This is a genomic window from Gilliamella sp. Pas-s27 (genome assembly GCF_009795865.1).
Classification (GTDB): Bacteria; Pseudomonadota; Gammaproteobacteria; order Enterobacterales; family Orbaceae; genus Gilliamella.
The window spans coordinates 15,866-36,519 of sequence record NZ_WTEW01000010.1; the positions used below are offsets into that span (position 1 = coordinate 15,866).

At 35.6% G+C, this 20,654-nt stretch carries 15 protein-coding genes; 12 read left to right on the forward strand and 3 right to left on the reverse strand.

What is annotated here, in order from left to right:
- The first annotated feature begins 89 nt into the window (after positions 1-89).
- Positions 90-1,862: a DUF3413 domain-containing protein gene (locus tag GQ589_RS05350; RefSeq protein WP_160424972.1), complete on the forward strand. Its 1,773-nt coding sequence runs from the start codon at positions 90-92 to the stop codon at positions 1,860-1,862.
- 36 nt (positions 1,863-1,898) lie between these two features.
- On the opposite strand, the gene lipA is transcribed toward GQ589_RS05350, so the two are convergent.
- Both lipA and lipB read right to left on the reverse strand, forming a co-directional pair.
- Positions 1,899-2,858 (reverse strand): lipoyl synthase, encoded by a 960-nt coding sequence (gene lipA / locus GQ589_RS05355; protein WP_160401209.1) that lies wholly within the window; start codon positions 2,856-2,858, stop codon positions 1,899-1,901.
- A gap of 10 nt (positions 2,859-2,868) precedes the next feature.
- Positions 2,869-3,489 (reverse strand): lipoyl(octanoyl) transferase LipB, encoded by a 621-nt coding sequence (gene lipB / locus GQ589_RS05360; RefSeq protein WP_160401210.1) that lies wholly within the window; start codon positions 3,487-3,489, stop codon positions 2,869-2,871.
- Between the two features lie 375 nt (positions 3,490-3,864).
- On the opposite strand from lipB, the gene aceE reads away from it, so the two are divergent.
- The 8 genes from aceE to GQ589_RS05400 all read left to right on the forward strand — a co-directional run bounded on the left by aceE (position 3,865) and on the right by GQ589_RS05400 (position 17,324).
- Positions 3,865-6,531, forward strand: coding sequence for a pyruvate dehydrogenase (acetyl-transferring), homodimeric type (gene aceE, locus GQ589_RS05365; RefSeq protein WP_160424974.1), 2,667 nt, complete (start codon positions 3,865-3,867; stop codon positions 6,529-6,531).
- Positions 6,532-6,543: 12 nt separating this feature from the next.
- Positions 6,544-8,148 carry a pyruvate dehydrogenase complex dihydrolipoyllysine-residue acetyltransferase gene (gene aceF, locus GQ589_RS05370; protein WP_160411613.1) on the forward strand — a complete coding sequence of 535 codons (1,605 nt, stop codon included), beginning with the start codon at positions 6,544-6,546 and terminating at the stop codon, positions 8,146-8,148.
- Between the two features lie 11 nt (positions 8,149-8,159).
- On the forward strand, positions 8,160-9,584 hold the full coding sequence (gene lpdA / locus GQ589_RS05375) for a dihydrolipoyl dehydrogenase (RefSeq protein WP_160411614.1): 1,425 nt from the start codon (positions 8,160-8,162) through the stop codon (positions 9,582-9,584).
- Positions 9,585-9,804: 220 nt separating this feature from the next.
- The gene (prfA, locus tag GQ589_RS05380; RefSeq protein ID WP_160411615.1) at positions 9,805-10,890 is read left to right on the forward strand and encodes a peptide chain release factor 1; all 1,086 of its coding nucleotides are present in this window, start codon (positions 9,805-9,807) and stop codon (positions 10,888-10,890) included.
- Positions 10,887-11,723: a peptide chain release factor N(5)-glutamine methyltransferase gene (gene prmC, locus GQ589_RS05385; protein WP_160401222.1), complete on the forward strand. Its 837-nt coding sequence runs from the start codon at positions 10,887-10,889 to the stop codon at positions 11,721-11,723. Before prfA ends, prmC begins: the two co-directional genes overlap by 4 nt.
- A gap of 16 nt (positions 11,724-11,739) precedes the next feature.
- On the forward strand, positions 11,740-12,594 hold the full coding sequence (gene kdsA, locus GQ589_RS05390) for a 3-deoxy-8-phosphooctulonate synthase (protein WP_160425022.1): 855 nt from the start codon (positions 11,740-11,742) through the stop codon (positions 12,592-12,594).
- A 626-nt stretch (positions 12,595-13,220) separates the two neighbouring features.
- Entirely contained in the window at positions 13,221-14,636 is a 1,416-nt protein-coding gene (locus tag GQ589_RS05395; protein ID WP_160424976.1) for an OprD family outer membrane porin, read from the forward strand.
- Between the two features lie 9 nt (positions 14,637-14,645).
- Positions 14,646-17,324 (forward strand): beta-N-acetylhexosaminidase, encoded by a 2,679-nt coding sequence (locus GQ589_RS05400; protein WP_160424978.1) that lies wholly within the window; start codon positions 14,646-14,648, stop codon positions 17,322-17,324.
- Between the two features lie 71 nt (positions 17,325-17,395).
- Here the strand turns inward: GQ589_RS05400 and rraB are convergent, their stop codons facing one another.
- Complete coding sequence (rraB, locus tag GQ589_RS05405) at positions 17,396-17,791, reverse strand: ribonuclease E inhibitor RraB (RefSeq protein ID WP_160411618.1); 396 nt, start codon at positions 17,789-17,791, stop codon at positions 17,396-17,398.
- Between the two features lie 70 nt (positions 17,792-17,861).
- On the opposite strand from rraB, the gene GQ589_RS05410 reads away from it, so the two are divergent.
- The 3 genes from GQ589_RS05410 to rluB all read left to right on the forward strand — a co-directional run bounded on the left by GQ589_RS05410 (position 17,862) and on the right by rluB (position 20,515).
- A complete protein-coding gene (locus tag GQ589_RS05410) occupies positions 17,862-18,692 on the forward strand; it encodes a PHP domain-containing protein (protein WP_202115032.1) in 831 nt (276 codons plus the stop codon).
- A 105-nt stretch (positions 18,693-18,797) separates the two neighbouring features.
- Positions 18,798-19,418: an L-threonylcarbamoyladenylate synthase gene (locus GQ589_RS05415; RefSeq protein ID WP_160424980.1), complete on the forward strand. Its 621-nt coding sequence runs from the start codon at positions 18,798-18,800 to the stop codon at positions 19,416-19,418.
- Between the two features lie 80 nt (positions 19,419-19,498).
- Complete coding sequence (rluB, locus tag GQ589_RS05420; RefSeq protein WP_160424982.1) at positions 19,499-20,515, forward strand: 23S rRNA pseudouridine(2605) synthase RluB; 1,017 nt, start codon at positions 19,499-19,501, stop codon at positions 20,513-20,515.
- The last annotated feature ends 139 nt before the right edge of the window (positions 20,516-20,654 follow it).

Here is a 20,654-nt window from a genome sequence, read left to right on the forward strand (position 1 = left end):
AATTACAGAAAGATTTTTTAAAATCGGGTAAACTAAGTCACAATTTGCTGTTTGTTTTACTTCATTACTACCATTATCAACAATTAAATATGCTCAAAATCAAAAATACTTACTTCAAAGACGATCGTGCCTCACAAATTGTTAGCTGGGGTCACTGGTTTACGTTGTTTAATATTTTTGTTGTCATTTTACTTGGTAGTCAATATTTACTTATTGCCGATTGGCCTCGTACCTTTATGGGGCGATTTTATGCAATTATTAGTGCTATTGGTCATTTTAGTTATTTAACTTTTGTTGGTTATTTAATTTTAATTTTTCCGTTAAGCTTTTTTATTCATTCTTCTCGATGGCAAAGGATTATTGCGACATTTTTTGCAACAGTAGGGCTTTCGTTACTGATTATTGATATTCAAGTTTTTTCTCATTTTAGGATGCATCTTAATTTATCAATTTGGCAATTGTTTTCATCACAAAAAGTTTCTTATTTGAGTACAGTATTTATTGCTATACCATTTATTTTATTGATTGAGATCTTATTTTCAGCCTGGAGCTGGAAAAAACTACGTAGTTTAAGTAAACGTAAACGCTACGCTAAACCAGTCGTTATAATTTTTATTGTTTGCTTCATTACTTCTCATTTGATTCATATCTGGGCGGATGCTAATTTTTATCGACCAATTACTATGCAGCGTTCAAGCCTTCCGCTTTCTTATCCTTTAACCGCTCGTCACTTTCTTGAGCGTTATGGTTTCATGAAAGAAAATGATTATCACGATCGTATTACTCAAGAAGGAAATCCGTTTGCAATGACAATTGAGTATCCTTTGGGGCGCATTGTTTATGATCAACCACCAATAAAAAATAACGTATTAATGATTGTTATTGATGGATGGAATACTAATTTATTAACTAAACATATGTCGTGGCTTAATGAGTTTTCTCAAGATAACATTGTTTTTATTAATCACTATGGTGCAAGTAATCAATCTTATTTGAATGATTTTTCACTGTTTTATGGATTGGATCCGAATTACTACAACAGTATTCTCGTCGGGCATAAACCGTCTGTATTGTTCGATGTTGTTACTAACCAGCAATATAATTTGGGATTATTTTCAGCAGATGGTTTTGCAGAACCATTATATCGTTCTGCATTATTATCTAATTTTTCAATACCAGAACCTAAAAAACAATCTAATAAAAAAATAACCGAAAACTGGATGGCATGGCATGAAGAACAGAATAAGCTTGATAATCATGCACCTTTGTTTTCTATAATCCAATATTCATTAGGTAATATAAACAAAAAAGTTTCGATATCTGAACTACAATCTGATGCTAAAAAGCTAGATCAGTATATTGAATCATTAATTGCTTATTTAAAATTATCTAATGCTTATAATAATACGGTTATTATTATTACTGGAACGAATGATATTAAAATTGATGAAGCAAAAAAATTAGCATTACGCGATGTAGGTAATGATTTTAATCGAGCATCATTAAAAGTACCTTTAATTATGTCATGGCCAAATAAAGGGAAAGCCCAGATAACAGAAGTAACTTCGCAAACTGATATTATGCGTACATTAATGCAAGATGTATTTTATGTTACTACACCGCCAAAACAGTATAGCCAAGGTAGAAATCTATTTAATCTTAATTCTAGACAATGGTTAGTTGCAGGTAGTGAAAATACTATTGCTGCACTGTATGATGATAAAACAGTAGTTTTAGATGCTTTTGGGCGTTCTAAAATTTATGATCTTAATGGTAAATTACGAAAAGGCGAAAAAATTAGCTTACCGATTTTTTTACAAATCGTTACCGAAAATCGCCGTTTTATGGTAGTAGATAATTGATTTAATTTTTGAATGGAATAATAAAAGAGGTGAAGATTACTTCACCTCTTTGCCCATTGCCTGTAAATCAGCATGATAAGATGAACGCACAAATGGTCCACAAGCGGCATGAGTGAATCCCATATTTAACGCCGTTTGCTTCAATTCTTCAAACTCTTGTGGTGAAACATAACGCTCCACTGGTAAGTGATATTTACTTGGTTGTAAATATTGACCAAGTGTCAACATAGTAACACCATGACTGCGCAGATCTTTTAACACTTGAACTAATTCTTGATTGGTTTCACCAAGTCCTACCATTAAACCAGATTTTGTAGGAATTTCTGGATGTTGTTCTTTAAACGCTGCCAATAATTTAAGTGATCCTTCATAGCTAGCGCCAGGACGGATTCTCTTATATAAGCGAGGTATATTTTCTAAATTATGATTAAATACATCAGGTGGATTATCACTTAAAACTTCAATTGCTTCATGAATACAACCACGGAAGTCAGGTGTTAATGTTTCAACCTTTATATTTGGGTTTAATGCTCTTATTTCTCGAGTACAATTAGCAAAATGGCTAGCTCCACCATCTTTTAAATCATCTCTATCAACCGAGGTAATAACAACATACCGTAATTTCATTTCTTGAATGGTTTGTGCTAGTTTAATTGGTTCTTTACTGTCTGGTGGTAATGGCCTACCATGTGCGACATCGCAAAAAGGGCAGCGGCGGGTACAAATGTCGCCCAAAATCATAAAAGTAGCTGTACCGTGATTAAAACATTCAGCTAAATTAGGACAAGAAGCTTCTTCACAAACTGAATGTAATCCATGTTTGCGCATAGTATTTTTAATGTGCGCAATATTATCAGAGTGAGCAGATAATTTAATTCGCATCCATTCTGGTTTTTTTAGTGGCGCTGCATCTTCTAATGTTATTGTTGGAATTAAGCGTGTTTTATCTGCATCGCGATATTTTGTGCTTCTGATTATTGTTTCATTATTTTGCATAATTAGTATCTTACCTTTGAGGTAACTGTTTAATAAAGTTATTAGTTAATAGTTGTTTTATCTCTTTATGGTTAATTTTAGAGACATATTCTTTCAGTTGAGTCATTTGTAATCCGGAATAGCCACAAGGGTTAATGTTATTAAAAGGGGAAAGGTCCATATCAACATTAAATGCAAGTCCATGTAAAGTGCAACCTCGACTGATATGCAAACCAAGTGAGCAAATTTTTTTTTGGTTGATATAAACACCCGGTGCATCAGGTTTTGCATGAGCTATAATACCATAATGGAGCAATGTTTGAATGACACTATTTTCTAAATAACTAACTACATCTCGGATACCTATTTTAAGTCTTTTTAAATCAAATAAAATATACATGATTTGTTGACCTGGAGCATGATAAGTAATTTGTCCACCGCGATCGGTTTGAATAACGGGAATATTCGTCTGATTTAATATATGTTCAGCTTTACCAACTTTACCTTGTGTAAATACAGGTTCATGTTCGACTAACCAGATTTCATCAAAGGAATTCTCATTACGTTGTTTCGTAAAGTTATGCATAGCTTGATAGGTGTACGCATATGGTTTAATTTTTAAGTCTTTGATTATGATATTATTAATGATCATAGTTTTTTTTGTTATCTTCAAGTAGTATTACCGTAATTTTTACAGTTATATAACAGATTTTATAATAACTTGACAACTTGTAGTTATTCTCAGTATAGCTATTAAAAATAATATTTATATTTACTATTAAGTTAAATGTTGTTATTTATCAAATAAATAATGTTAATTTAATTATTAGTATTGAAATAGTTGATTAATTTGATAGGAATTAACATTCTTTTCAAAGAGGCAGTTTGCTTTACTTTTTTTTTATAAATGGCAGACTGATACGAATAAAGCTCCATAATGCAGAGTTTTAGCTTGTTTAGTTATGTTTTTCAATTTAATTAAGGATAGCAAATACTGCATTTTTCTAAACAAAAAAGAGGTTTTTATATGTCAGACATGCAAATGAATGATATCGATCCCATTGAAACTCAAGATTGGCTTAAAAGTGTTGAGTCAATTATTCGCGAAGAGGGAATCGAACGTGCGCAGTATATTATTGAACAAATAGTCAATAAAGCGAGAGATGGTGGTGTGCCACTACTTTTTGGTTCTTCAACAAGTAATTATATAAATACTATCCCAGTAGAAGAACAACCTGCTTATCCTGGCGATTGGGAAATAGAAAGACGCATTCGTTCAATTGTTCGTTGGAATGCAATTATGATGGTACTAAGGGCTTCAAAAAAAGATCTAGAACTTGGTGGGCACATGGCATCGTTCCAGTCTGCTGCTACATTTTATGAAGTTTGTTTTAACCACTTTTTCCGTGCTCGCAATGAAAAAGATGGTGGTGACTTAGTTTACTTCCAAGGGCATATTTCACCGGGTATCTATTCGAGAGCTTTTATTGAAGGTCGTTTAACTGAAGAACAACTCGATAATTTCCGTCAAGAAGTGCATGGCAAAGGGTTATCATCTTATCCTCACCCTAAATTAATGCCTGAATTTTGGCAATTTCCAACTGTTTCTATGGGGTTAGGTCCTGTTAGTGCTATTTACCAAGCACGATTCTTAAAATACTTAAATCATCGTGGTCTTAAAGATACCTCTGAACAAACTGTTTACGCTTTCTTAGGCGATGGCGAGATGGATGAGCCAGAATCAAAAGGGGCAATTACTGTTGCAACACGTGAAAAACTCGATAATTTAGTGTTTGTTATCAACTGTAACTTACAACGATTAGATGGCCCAGTAACCGGTAATGGTAAAATAATTAATGAATTAGAAGGTGTTTTTGGAGGAGCTGGTTGGAATGTCATCAAAGTTCTTTGGGGTGACCGTTGGGATAAACTCCTTCAAAAGGATAAGTCTGGTAAATTAATCCGATTGATGAATGAAACGCTTGATGGTGACTATCAAACCTTAAAATCTAAAGATGGTGCTTATGTTCGTGAGCATTTCTTTGGTAAATATCCTGAAACTGCAGAATTAGTTAAAGACATGTCTGACGAAGAAATCTTTAGATTAAACCGTGGTGGTCAAGATCCTGCTAAAATGTTTGCTGCATTTCAACGTGCAAAAGAAACAAAAGATCGTCCAACAGTTATTTTAGCTCACACCATTAAAGGTTATGGTATGGGTGAAGCTGCTGAAGCGAAAAATATTGCACACCAAGTGAAAAAAATGAATATGGATGGTGTGCGTCATGTGCGTGATTTCTTCAATATTCCAGTAACCGATGAAGCGCTTGAAAAATTGCCTTACATCAAATTTGAAGAGCACACTCCTGAATACAAATATATTCATGAGCGCCGTAATGCCTTACATGGTTATATTCCTTCAAGATTAACTCATTTTTCAGGAAAAGTTTCTATTCCTGAATTAAGCGAATTTGCGCCATTACTTGAAGCTCAATCGAAAGAAATATCAACTACAATTGCGTTTGTTCGTGCACTTAACATTATGCTTAAGGACAAAGAATTAGCGCCAAGATTAGTGCCAATTTTAGCTGATGAAGCTCGTACTTTTGGTATGGAAGGCTTATTCCGCCAAATTGGGATTTATAACCCACATGGTCAACAATATACACCACAAGATAAAGAGCAAGTGGCTTACTATCGTGAAGACGAAAAAGGTCAAATTCTACAGGAAGGAATCAATGAATGTGGTGCGACTGCTTCATGGTTAGCTGCAGCAACTTCATATAGCACTAACGACTTCCCAATGATCCCATTCTATATTTATTACTCTATGTTTGGTTTCCAACGTATTGGCGATTTAATGTGGGCAGCGGGTGATCAGCAAGCTCGAGGATTTATGATTGGTGGTACTTCTGGTCGTACAACACTAAATGGTGAAGGCTTACAACATCAAGATGGTCACAGCCACATTCAAGCATTAACCATCCCTAATTGTATATCATACGATCCAGCTTATGCGTATGAAGTTGCTGTGATTATGCAAGATGGTTTACGTCGTATGTATGGTGAGCAAGAAAATGTTTATTACTACATTACAACACTTAATGAAAATTATGCACAACCTGCAATGCCACAAGGTGCAGAAGAAGGTATTCGTCGTGGTATTTATAAACTTGATACTGTTGAAGGTCAAAAAGGTAAACCGACGGTACAGTTATTAGGTTCTGGTTCAATTTTACGTCATGTACGTGAAGCAGCTGATATCTTAGCGAAAAACTATGGTATTAGCTCTGAAGTTTATAGCGTAACATCATTTACAGAGCTTGCTCGTGATGGACAAGATTGTGAACGTTACAATATGTTACATCCAAGTGAAACACCTAAAGTTCCTTATGTAGCTCAGATTATGAATAACAACCCTGCTGTGGTTTCAACTGATTATATGAAGCTCTTTGCTGAACAAATTCGCGGATTTGTCCCAGCTGAAAGTTACCGAGTACTTGGTACAGACGGTTTTGGTCGCAGTGATAGCCGTGAAAATTTACGTCATCATTTTGAAGTCGATGCATCTTATGTTGTTGTTGCTGCATTGGGTGAACTTGCTAAACGCGGTGATATTGACACAAGTGTTGTTGAAGAAGCGATCAAAAAGTTCGAAATCAATGCTGATAAACTTAACCCAAGAATTGCATAAGAGGTTGTCATAATGAGTATTCAAATTAAATTACCTGATATCGGTGGTGATGAAGTAGAAGTGACCGAAATTCTGGTTAATGTTGGTGATAAAGTTGAAGCAGATCAGTCAATCATGACTGTCGAAGGTGACAAAGCGTCAATGGAAATTCCAGCCCCACAAGCTGGTATTGTCAAATCCATTTCAGTAAAAATTGGTGATAAAGTCAAAACAGGTGTTGACATCATGGTCTTTGATGAAGAGGGCGGAGTTGCATCGGCTGCTCCTGCTCCAGCACAAGAAGCACCAAAATCTGAAGTAGCACCTGCGGTGGCGACAGCTAGCCAAACGGTTGATGTTAATGTACCTGATATCGGTGGTGACGAAGTTGAAGTGACCGAAATCTTGGTAAAAGTAGGTGATACTATATCTGTTGATGATTCGTTAATTACTGTTGAGGGTGATAAAGCGTCAATGGAAATTCCTGCAACTATTGCCGGTACAGTTAAAAGCATTACGGTAAAAGTGGGCGATAAAGTAAAAACAGGTTCCAAAATTATGGAATTTGAAACTGTTGCAAGTAATGCTCCTGCTACAGTTGCTAACGCAGCTCCTGCTGTGGCTGAAAAACCAGCACCAGCAGCACCTGTTACAAGTAGTAGTGCACCAGTGACAGCCGCTGTGGCAGCAACGCCAGCAGGTAACGATTTTGTCGAAAATGATGCCTATGCACATGCAACACCATCGGTTCGACGTTTAGCACGTGAATTTGGTGTTAATCTAGCTAAAGTTACTGCAACGGGGCCTAAACATCGTATCTTACGTGAAGACATTCAAACTTATGTAAAAAATGCGGTAAAACAAATTGAAAGTGGTGCTACTGGTGGTGCATTACCTGGTTTATTACCATGGCCTAAAGTTGATTTCAGTAAATTTGGTGAAGTTGAAAGCTTACCATTAACGAAGATCCAAAAAGTCTCAGGTGCCAATTTACACCGTAACTGGGTAATGATTCCGCATGTGACAGAATTTGATGAAACGGATATTACTGATTTAGAAGCATTCCGTAAGCAACAAAATGCAGAAGCAGACAAGAAGAAACTTGATCTTAAGATCACGCCACTTGTGTTTATCATGAAAGCGGTAGCAAGTGCATTAACAGCCTATCCACGCTTTAATAGCTCATTATCTGAAGATGCCCAAACCTTAATTATCAAAAAATACATTAATATTGGTGTTGCTGTTGATACACCAAATGGTCTTGTCGTGCCAGTATTTAAAGATGTTGATAAAAAGGGTATTGTTGAGCTTTCTCGTGAACTTGCTGCAATTTCTAAAAAAGCACGTGAAGGTAAATTAACTGGTAGCGATATGCAAGGTGGCTGCTTCACTATTTCTAGTCTTGGTGGTATTGGTACAACCTCATTTACACCAATTGTTAATGCGCCAGAAGTCGGTATTTTAGGTGTATCTCGCTCTAGCATGAAACCAGTTTGGAATGGTAAAGAGTTTACACCACGCTTAATGTTACCTTTATCATTATCATTTGATCACCGTGTGATTGATGGCGCTGATGGCGCGCGTTTCTTAAGCCATATTGTTAACGTCTTATCCGACTTACGTCGTTTAGTGATGTAGGAGGAAATATTATGAGTCAAGAAGTTAAAACTCAAGTTGTTGTTTTGGGTGCAGGACCAGCGGGGTATTCCGCTGCGTTCCGTGCAGCCGATCTTGGATTAGAAGTTACTCTTGTTGAACGTTATTCAACACTTGGTGGTGTTTGTTTAAATGTAGGCTGTATTCCATCAAAAGCATTGCTTCATGTTGCTAAAGTAATGGATGAAGCCAAATCATTAACCGAACATGGTATCCACTTTGGTACACCTAGATTGGAACTTGATAAAGTCCGAGGTTGGAAGGAAAAAGTTATAAGCCAGCTAACTAATGGACTTGCCGGTATGGCAAAAATGCGCAAAGTCAATGTGATTCAAGGTGAAGCTCAATTTACAGGTAGTCATACCATGGATGTGACATCTTCAAAAGGAATTACTAAAATCACCTTTGATAATGCAATTATTGCAGCAGGTTCTCGTCCAATTAAGTTGCCTTTTATTCCGCATGATGATCCTCGTATTTGGGATTCTACAGATGCCTTAGCTTTAACCACTATTCCTAAAAAATTATTATTAATGGGTGGTGGAATTATAGGTCTTGAAATGGGGACTGTATACCATGCGCTTGGTTCAGAAGTTGATGTAGTTGAAATGTTTGACCAAGTGATTCCGGCTGCCGATAAAGACGTGATTAAAGTCTTTACTAAACAGATCCAAAAGAAATTCACTTTACGATTGGAAACTAAAGTTACTACCGTTGAAGCAAAACATGATGCTATTTATGTCACCATGGAAAAGAAAGACGGTACCACCGAAACCCATACTTATGATGCGGTATTAGTGGCTATTGGTCGTACACCAAATGGTAAATTAATTAGTGCAGAAAAAGCAGGCGTTAATGTTACCGAACGCGGATTTATTGAAGTCGATAAACAGATGCGTACCAATGTTCCACATATCTATGCAATTGGAGATATTGTTGGTCAACCAATGCTTGCGCACAAAGGCGTACACGAAGGTCATGTGGCTGCCGAAGTGATTGCAGGTAAAAAACACTTCTTTGATCCAAAAACCATTCCTTCTATCGCTTATACTGAGCCCGAAGTTGCTTGGGTTGGTTTAACTGAAAAAGAAGCGAAAGAAAAAGGTATTGATTATGAAGTATCAATCTTCCCATGGGCAGCTTCAGGACGAGCTATCGCTTCTGATTGCTCTGAAGGGATGACAAAACTGATCTTCAATAAAGCAGATAATCGCCTATTAGGTGGTGCAGTTGTTGGCGCAAATGGCGGTGAATTACTTGGTGAAATCACCTTAGCTGTCGAAATGGGTTGTGATGCCGAAGATATTGCATTAACAATTCATGCTCACCCAACATTGCATGAATCAATTGGCTTAGCCTCTGAAATTTATGAAGGCTCTGTCACTGATTTACCAAATGCTAAAGCGAAGAAGAAATAGTAACAATAAATAATTTATTTACTTAATAAAATGCCGTTAGTTTAAACTAACGGCATTTTTATTAGTTATAAAATTTTCATCTTATTCAATCGTTTTATTATTGATTTCTTATGCAATGATTAGAGATAACTTTTTGATAACAAGCCTAAACTATATTTTCAAGGAAATTAAGTATATAATGCCACGCAAATTCAACTAATCTCTATAAAAATATATTTTTATGAAATCTTCAATTATCAGTAAGTTAGAAACGCTACAAGAGCGTTATGAAGAAGTTCAAGCTCTATTGTCTGATGCTTCGGTTATTGCCGATCAAAATCGCTTTCGCACTTTGTCTAAAGAATATTCACAATTAACTGGTGTAGTTAAGTGTTTTACCGATTGGAAGCAAACCCAAGAGGATATTGAAACAGCCAAAATGATGCTGTCTGACCCTGAAATGAGCGAAATGGCACAAGAAGAACTCAACGAAGCACTTAGTCGGGTTGAAGAACAAGAAACACAATTACAAGTACTATTATTACCAAAAGATCCCAATGACGATTATAACTGCTTTGTTGAAGTTAGAGCAGGAACGGGTGGTGATGAAGCGGCTATTTTTGCTGGTGACTTAGCCCGAATGTATACCAGATTTGCCGAATCACGCAATTGGCGTGTTGAAATTATGAGTGCAAATGATGGCGAACATGGCGGTTATAAAGAAGTCATTATGTTAGTAAGTGGTGATGGAGTGTATGGTCATTTGAAATTCGAATCGGGTGGACACCGAGTTCAGCGTGTGCCAGAAACCGAATCACAAGGTCGAATTCATACTTCTGCTTGTACTGTTGCTGTTTTACCAGAAGTCCCTGAAGCAGAAATGCCTGAAATCAACCCAGCTGATTTAAAAATTGATACCTATCGCTCATCTGGAGCCGGTGGTCAGCATGTTAATACAACAGATTCTGCTATTCGTATTACCCACATTCCTACGGGCATCGTTGTTGAATGTCAAGATGAGCGATCGCAACATAAAAACAGAGCTAAAGCGATGTCAGTTTTAGCCGCTCGTATTCAAGATGCGGAACTACGTAAACGCCAACAAGAAGAAGCATCTACAAGACGTAATTTATTAGGTTCGGGTGATCGTTCAGATAGAATCAGAACATATAATTACCCACAAGGTCGTGTTACTGATCATCGAATTAACCTAACGCTTTACCGTTTGGATGAAGTTATGGAAGGGAAGTTAGACATGTTGATCGAACCAATTGTACAAGAATATCAAGCCGATCAATTAGCCGCTTTATCGGAACAAGATGAATGACCTATTTACAATGGCTTAAAAGTGCATCTCAAACCTTAACAGATAGTGAAAGCCCAAAGCGAGATGCTGAAATTTTACTGAGTTTTGTTACGCAAAAAACGCGGACATTTTTAATGGCGTTCAGTGAAACATTGCTAACTGATGAAGAATTGATCGCTTTATCTGAATGTTTAGAACGCAGGAAAAATGGTGAGCCTATTGCTTATATTACTGGCGAAAAAGAGTTTTGGTCTTTGAAATTTAATGTCTCCAGTGCAACGTTAATACCTAGGCCTGATACTGAAAAATTAGTCGAACTAAGTTTAGAATATTTACCTAAAGTACCTTGTGAAGTATTGGATCTTGGTACTGGCACTGGGGCGATAGTGATTGCTATGGCAACTGAACGCCAAGACTGCTTATTTACCGCCATTGAAAAAAGTAAAGATGCTCTAATATTAGCGCAACAAAATGCAGCTCAAATAGGGGTAAATAATGTCTATTTTTTACAAGGTGATTGGTATAAACCAATAAAAAACCGTAAATTTTCAATGATTGTCAGTAATCCGCCTTATATCGAACCAACTGATATTCACTTATCACAAGGTGATGTTCGTTATGAACCAAGAAGTGCATTAGTTTCAGAAGATGATGGTTTAGCTGATATAAAACTTATTGTACAAGGCGCAACTAAACACTTAAATCAATATGGTTGGTTACTAATAGAACATGGCTGGAAACAAGGCGAAGCAGTACAAACCATTTTTAAACAACACGGATTTCAATTAGTAGAAACCTTTACCGACTATAGTGGTAATGATAGAGTTACTCTTGGTCGCTGGTTTAAACCCTAACTAGGAAAATTTTATGATGCAGCAAAAAAAAGTCAATGTTGGTAATATTACGGTCGCTAACGATCTCCCATTTGTACTATTTGGTGGTATGAATGTGCTCGAATCTCGTGACTTAGCAATGAAAATCTGTGAACATTACGTGACAGTTACTAATAAACTAAATATCCCCTATATTTTTAAGGCTTCTTTTGATAAAGCTAATCGCTCATCAGTGTATTCTTATCGTGGTCCTGGTTTAGAAGAAGGTCTTAAAATCTTCCAAGAGCTTAAGCAACAGTTTGGTATTAAAATTATTACCGATGTCCATACTGAAGCTCAATGTCAGCCTGTTGCTGATGTCGTAGATGTAATTCAATTACCCGCTTTTTTAGCAAGACAAACTGATTTAGTTGTCGCTATGGCTAAAACTGGAGCGGTCATTAATGTTAAAAAACCTCAATTTGTCAGCCCAGGACAAATGGGCAATATTGTCGAAAAATTTGAAGAAGCGGGTAATGATCAAATCATTCTTTGTGATCGTGGTAGTTGTTTTGGTTATGACAATTTAGTTGTGGATATGCTTGGTTTTAACATTATGAAAAAAGCAAGCAAAGGATCACCCGTTATTTTTGATGTTACTCATGCACTGCAATGTCGTGATCCTATGGGAGCCGCCTCAGGTGGCCGCCGTGGTCAAGTAACTGAACTAGCTCGTTCAGGTATGGCTGTTGGAATTGCTGGACTATTTTTAGAATCACATCCAGATCCAAATCATGCAAAATGTGACGGACCATCAGCTTTACCACTAGCAAAACTCGAACCTTTCTTAAAACAGATGAAAGCTATTGATGAGCTAGTAAAAAGCTTTGATGAAATTGATACAGAACATTAAAGCTTTTATTAAGCAATTAGCTAAAAAAATGTTATTTATTATCAATTAAACGGTATTTTTACCAGATTAATAAAAAAAGAGAAAACTATGTGGTTTCTCTTTTTTATTTGATTATGTAATTATTTTGCGTTATTAATCTATAGAAATTATTCATGTTGTTTACAGTGATTTGAGCAACGAAGGTAAAACACCTTATTAGTTTTTAACAGTATTTTAGCCATGACATGTCAAAATTTTATATTTTCCTATCACTTATTATTTTAATCTTATTTATTTTAACTAGAATATTAATATAAATATTTCTCATTTATTTTCCAAAAAGCTTGCTATGTTATTTTTTAAGATGAAAAAAGTTGTGATTTTTATCTAAAAATTTGCATAAAAATCGATTTTTTTAGTGATTTTGATCACGATTTAGATTGTTTAATTTGCTAGATAAAATATGTTTATGCATTATAAAAATGCATATTTATGTTGTATCTGAACTTAAATGTGCCACCCAAATATAGCTTAGGCTTTAAACATTTAAAATAAAAGTTAATTTTAAGTTTAATTTATTAATAAAATCATGTTGTTATGTTTTTTTGAGTTAAACAGCATAATTTCATCATTTTAGGAAAACAAATATGAATACCTATAATGCACAAATAAAACCTTGTCCATTTAATCATTTAACTAAATTGATTTTATCCTTATCTATTTTGACTAGTGCCATTCCTGTTTATGCTACCTATGAAAATCATTTTATCGATGATTCTTCATTAACAGGTAATGTATTTTTTTGGAATCGAGATCGTGAACGCAAAGATATTGATACACATAAGTATGAAAAGAACCTAAGACACACTTCATTCAACACTAATTTAGATTTTAAATCAGGCTATATTGCCGATAAATTAGCTATTGAACTAGGTGGTTATGGTGCTTGGGAGGTCAGTAATGGTGGTAATGGTCACCCGAATGAAATTGGATTTAGTGGCGCACATACTCGTTGGGATGAAGATTGGAAAAAAGATGTCAGTGGACTTAGCTTTTATAAAGCACAAGCTAATTTTAAAATTGATGAACTATTTTGGATAAAAGCGGGTTATATTCAGCCATCAGGACAAACGTTACTTGCACCTCATTGGAGTTTATTACCAGGTACTTATCGTGGATTTGAAATAGGGTCAACGCTTGATTTTGATAGCTCTGGGTCATTATCAATGTCATATATGTGGAGTGATAAATATAAAGCACCTTGGTATAAACGACTTTATGAATTCAAACAATGGGGAAAAGGTAAAAAAATTGATTTTTTACACTCAGCAGGTTTGAAGTATGACTTTAAAAATAATTTAGTATTAGAAAGTGCATTTGGCCAAGCACAAAATTATATGAATCAATTTTTTGGCAAAGCGTCTTATCAAACGGATGTTTTTGATAATCCGCTAATCATGACTTATCAATTTTATGGCGCTAAAGATCAGTCTCATAAAGGCAAAGATGTTTACGATGGTTTAGCATGGTTACAAGCGGCTACATTAGGTTATCAAGTTGGTCCTGTTGGTCTTCGACTTGAAGGCGTTTCTGTTAAAGCCGAAGGCGAGCAAGGATTTTTTTTACAACGTATGACTCCTGATTATGCCTCATCAAATGGTCGCTTAGATGTGTGGTGGAATTCACGTTCTGACTTTAATGCCAATGGTGAAAAAGCAGTATTTGCTGAAGTAACTTATGATTTAAGTCATTTATCTCGTTATTTAGCAGGTTGGAAAACAGGTGCATCTTATGCCTATGGTTGGGATGCAAAACCAAGTACTAATCGACAATTCAATCAAAAACAACGTTTGATTGAATCTGCGTACAATTTTGATTTGGGATATACCGTGCAAGATAGTTGGGCAAAAGATACGGCTTTCCAGTTGCACTATACCAAATATAACAATCATTCAAATATACCAAGTTGGGGCGGTGGATATGGCAATATCTTCCAAGATGAACGTGATATTAAATTCATTGTCACCATTCCATTCACCGTTTTTAGTGCTAAACAAAAATAGGTTAATATTATGAAAAAGTTTAAAATTGCTTTACTTGCCACATCTATTACGTCTTTATTAAGTATTTGTGCAACCCAATGTGTATATGCTTCTCAGCAAATTGTTGATTCAATTAGTACGCAACTTAGTGTTAACTATGAAGTGGTCGACAATCAAGCCAGTTCCAACGGCGTTAATTGTTCTGCTCTAGGTGCTGATTGGGCTGCTTGTAATAAAGTCATGATTTCACTTAAAAATATAGGTTCAGCCATTAACAATAAAGATTGGGCTATCTATTTTGACAATATTCGAATGATTTTAGATGTCAATAATGAACAGTTTAAAATTACCCACATTACTGGAGACTTGCATAAGTTAGAACCAACAGAAAAGTTCACTGGTTTCCCTGCTAATGCAACGGTGAATATTCCTATTATTGGTGAATATTGGATGGTAAGTGAAAGTGATGTTATGCCACGTTGGTATGTCACTTCAAGCGATGCTAAACCCAAAATTATTGTTAATACTAACACGGGTTCAGACAATTTATCGGCTTTTGTCGCCCCCATTAAACAACAATGGAAAAGAACCGCCGATGATCACAATATCTTAATGACCCCGACCAACCGGTTTGAGTATAACGCTGATATTAATAAATTATCTTATTCATCGTTACGAGGACAAATTTTACCAACACCAACCAAATTCACAATAAATAAAGAAGATGTCACGATTGGTCAGCAGGGTGTCAACTTAATTCTTGATGGTTTAAATCAAGATAGTTTAGCTATTCTAAAGGCACAATTTAAAGCATTAAATATTGCTGTGACGGGAAAAGGTTATCAAATAAAAGCAACCATTGATCCTAAACAATTTGAACAAGGAAAATTTGGTGCTTATCAATTAGATATCAAAAAGGATAAGACATTAATTACTGCTTATGATGAAGCTGGAATTTTTTATGCAGTTCAATCCATTTTATCTGTTATTCCTGTAAATCATGCCAATTCAATACCAACGTTAAATGCTGCCGATTCGCCACGTTTTGCATATCGGGGGATTATGCTTGATATTGGGCGAAATTTTAAATCTAAACAAGCTATATTAAGTTTGTTAGATCAAATGGCAAAATATAAAATGAATAAATTTCATTTTCACCTAAGTGACGATGAAGGTTGGCGAATTGAAATTCCAGGATTACCAGAATTAACCAATATTGGTAGTAAACGTTGTCATGATTTGACAGAGCAAAACTGTTTATTACCGCAATTAGGTTCAGGACCTGAAAGTGATACAACAGGATCGGGTTTTTTAAGTCGTAATGATTATATTGAGATTGTCAAATATGCAAAAGCACGTTTTATTGAAGTCATACCTGAAATTGATATGCCTGCACATGCTAGAGCCGCAATTGTATCAATGGAAGCTCGTTACAAACGTCTAATGAATGAAGGAAAAGAGCAACAAGCTAATGAGTATCGTTTAGTCGATCCCACTGATACCTCCAATACTACAACAGTACAATTTTATAATCGTTTAAGCTATTTGAATCCTTGTCTTGATTCATCTAAACGCTTTGTTAATAAAGTTATCGATGAAATTGCAAAAATGCATATTGAAGCAGAACAACCACTTAATACTTGGCATTTTGGTGGTGATGAAGCTAAAAATATCCGTCTAGGCGCTGGCTATCAAGACCTACAAGCAAAAGAAAAAACCAATATTAAAGGCACGATTGATCAAAGTATTGAAGATCATCCATGGGCCAAATCACAAGCTTGTCAAAACTTTGTAGCAAAAGGCGAGGTAAAAGATATTGAACATCTACCAAGTTATTTTGCACAACAAGTCAGTACGATTATTAAAGATCACGGCATTAATCATATGCAAGCGTGGCAAGATGGCATGAAACATGCCGAAAATGCCAAATCTTTTGCAGTCGATAAAGTCACAGTTAACTTTTGGGACACCTTATATTGGGGGGGATTTGATTCCGTTAATGAATGGACAAATAAAGGTTATCAAGTGATTATCTCTAATCCAGATTATGTCTATTTAGATATGCCATACGAAGTCAATCCAAAAGAAAGCGGTTATTATTGGGCTACACGTTTTAATGATGAGCGTAAAATATTTAGCTTTGCGCCTAACAATCTCCCCCAAAATGCTGAAACATCGGTTGATCGTGATGGTAACCCATTTATGGCTAAAGGTACTATGAACTGGCCTGGTGCTTATGGACTCTCTGCACAAATTTGGACTGAAGATATTCGTAGTGATAACAAAATGCAATATATGGCTTTTCCTCGTTTGCTAGCGGTTGCTGAAAGGGCGTGGCACCAAGCTGATTGGGAAGTTGATTATCAAAAAGATCGCCAATATCAAAAAGGGGAAACACATTATGTGAATAGCAAAGTGTTAGCTGATGATTGGAATCGTTTTGCCAATTTACTTGGACAAAGAGAACTGGCTAAACTTGATCTTGCAAATATAAATTATCGATTACCTGTTCCTGGTGCAAAAATCGAAAACGGTAAATTAATTGCCAATATTGTATTCCCAGGGTTAAATATCGAATATTCAACCAATAACGGGAAAAATTGGAAACGTTATAGCGGGTCAGTAGCCATTAATAAAGGTGATACTATTTCTATTCGCAGTGTTTCGTCAGATCAAAAAAGAACAAGTCGGATAGAACAACTAAATTAAGTCTTGAAACCTTGATATTCTTATCCAGTTACTGGATAAGAATAACGCGTAAGAAAGGGAATTGATGATATTTAATGAAGCGTTTTCATTAGTTCAGTTTCATCAAAATCGTCATCATTCCCATCTTCAAAATAAGTGCCCCAACCATCATAATTGACACCAAATTGAGTAGTAAGTACGATGATTTCTGCAATTTGTGCATTTATTAGTTCAGCATTGAGTGGACTTTCGGTAACAATATCAAAAGCGATAACAACATTGCCTGTATCGTCTATATCTTCATCAGGATCGGTTGCTTCATAACCTAATTTATAGGCTTCTACTGCTACTTTTTCTAATTTATCAAAATCTTGTGATGAAACGTGGTGTTCAATGATATAAAGCGCATGAGGATCGCTACCATCTTCTAATAGTTCTTCGATAATATTGTTAGTATCTTGCTGAGCAAGACGAATTCGATCTTTCATAATATACCTTTTAGTGGTCGAGCAAATTGTATGGTATATTACACGTTTAAAAATAATTTTCGAGAAAAAAGTGATTGTTGATTTACATTCTCATACTACTGCATCCGATGGACTTTTAACGCCCTATGAACTAGTGAAAAGAGCGGTGAATAATCAAATTGAACTTTTAGCTATTACCGATCACGATTCTATTAAAGGTTTAGAAGAAGCACAACAAACCATAAATGATGAAAATCTACCACTTAAGCTAATTTGTGGTGTTGAAATATCAACCTATTGGAAATGTAATGAAATTCATATTGTTGGCTTAAATATTGATATAAAGCAACCTAAACTATTAACGCTTTTGGCATTGCAAGAACAAAAACGACTAGAACGCGCTATTGCAATTGGTCATAAATTGGCTAAAGTCAGTATTGAAAATGCCTATGAACAAGCGCAGCAATATGCTAAAGGTGATATCGTATCACGGGCGCATTTTGCTCGTTTTTTGGTTGATAAAGGCATAGTAAAAGATATCAAACAAGCGTTTAAAAAATATTTAGGCAAAAGCGGTTATGCTTATGTTGCACCTAAACATTGCACCATTGCTGAGGCCGTTGATGTTATTCATCAGGCTGGTGGCATTGCTGTATTAGCTCATCCAACGCGTTACGATTTAACGGCAACTAAACTTAAATCATTAATTACTGAGTTTAAAAGTTATGGTGGCTCGGCTATTGAAGTATCACAAAGTCGACAAACACAAGATGATTTACGTTTTTTAGCAAAATTAGCCAATGACTTTGAATTATTAGCATCACAAGGATCGGATTTTCATGGTGTTGATACCTATTTAGATTTGGGTAAAACCACCCCTTTGCCAGGTAGTGTTACACCGGTTTGGCATGATTGGGTGTAAGCAAGCGCTTGAACATAAAAATTGCTTTATGTTTAAAGGTAACCAACATTAATAGTCTTATCAAATTGAAACTTAACATATTTTAAAGATAAAATTGAAAACATTATGAGCCAAACTTTTTATATTCATCCCGATAATCCTCAAACCCGATTATTAGAGCAAGTGGTAGCCATATTAAAAGACGGAGGTGTTATCGCATTTCCCACCGATTCTGGTTATTCACTTGGTTGTTTATTAGATAATAAGTCCGGTGTTGAGCGTATTTGTCAAATTCGTCAACTTGATAAACATCACCATTTTACCCTAATGTGCCGTGATCTTTCTGAACTATCTAGTTATGCTTTTGTAGATAACACAACTTTTCGGTTACTAAAAAATAATACTCCAGGAAAATATGTCTTTATTCTACAAGCAAGTAAAGAAGTTCCTCGACGATTAATGAATGAAAAACGTAAAACAATTGGTTTGCGTATACCTGATAATAAAATTGATTTAGCACTACTCGAATTATTAGGTCAGCCATTAATGACAACGACATTGATTTTACCTAGTGATGACCAAGCACAATCTGATCCTGAAGAAATAGAAGATAAAATAGGTCATCAACTTGATGCCATCATACATGGTGGTTATATAGGTGAACAACCGACTAGCGTGATTGACTTAACTAATCACTATCCAGAAATTATTCGTCAGGGCAGTGGAGACATCAAACCATTTGAATAATTAATTGTTTTTATTGTCGATATTTCGACAATAGTGTGAATAGATAAAATGATACCTGAGAAGGTAACAGTGAGGATAATATGAAAAATAGCAGATCGGTATTACCACAACTTGTCAAAAAGACGAATAATGTTAAGTTTAAAGCGAAAGAAAGCAAGCCTAACGAAAAACCGAAAACGCCAATTGCATCAACAGCAACACGAAAAACATCAACGCGTGATAATACCGAAAAACTACAAAAAGTATTAGCTAATTTAGGTAATGGATCACGTCGTGAAATTGAAGCCATGATTATGGCTGGTAAAATCAGTGTAGATGGTAAAATTGCCACATTAGGCGATCGAGTTGATGTTAATGCCAATCCGAAAATTCGTATCAATGGTCATCTGATTCAACTTAGAAGTAAAGAAAAAGAAATTTGTCGAGTACTAGCTTATTACAAACCAGAGGGTGAAATTTGTTCTCGCAATGATCCACAAGGAAGGGCAACTGTTTTTGAATGTTTACCTAGATTAAAAAATGCACGTTGGATTAATATTGGACGGCTTGATATTAATACTTCGGGCTTATTATTATTTACAACCGATGGGGAATTAGCCAACCGCCTAATGCATCCACGCCACGAAATTGAACGTGAATACGCAGTGCGAATATTTGGGAAAGTCACTGATCAACAAATTTTTCAGCTACGTAAAGGGGTACAACTAGAAGATGGTCCTGCATCGTTTAAATCAATAAAAGCGCAAGGGGGAGACGGAATTAATCAGTGGTTTAATGTGGTCATAACCGAAGGTCGCAACCGAGAAGTGCGCCGCATGTGGGAAGCGGTAGACGTACAGGTTAGTCGATTATTACGAATCCGCTATGGCGATATTTCGTTACCTAAAGGATTATCACGAGGTACATGGCTTGAGTTAGATATTGAATCAGTCAATTACCTACGCCAAATCGTAGGTATGCCACAACAAGAAAAAAGCTTTGTCAAAACATCATCTGACAAACGGATGCAGCGCCCTAAACGAGCTAAATTGACCAACTTATCAAAAGCTCAACGTTCAACACGTCAAGCAACTGCTAAAAAAACGACCAGAAAATAGCGTTTTATACTCTCAATAAAATGGACTTTATTGAGAGTTTTTCGCATCATTATCTAATCTTCTATTATTTCCATAATAATCTATTAATTTTGATTTAATTGTTGTTTAGCAAAAAAAGTTAATAAATTATCTAAAATTT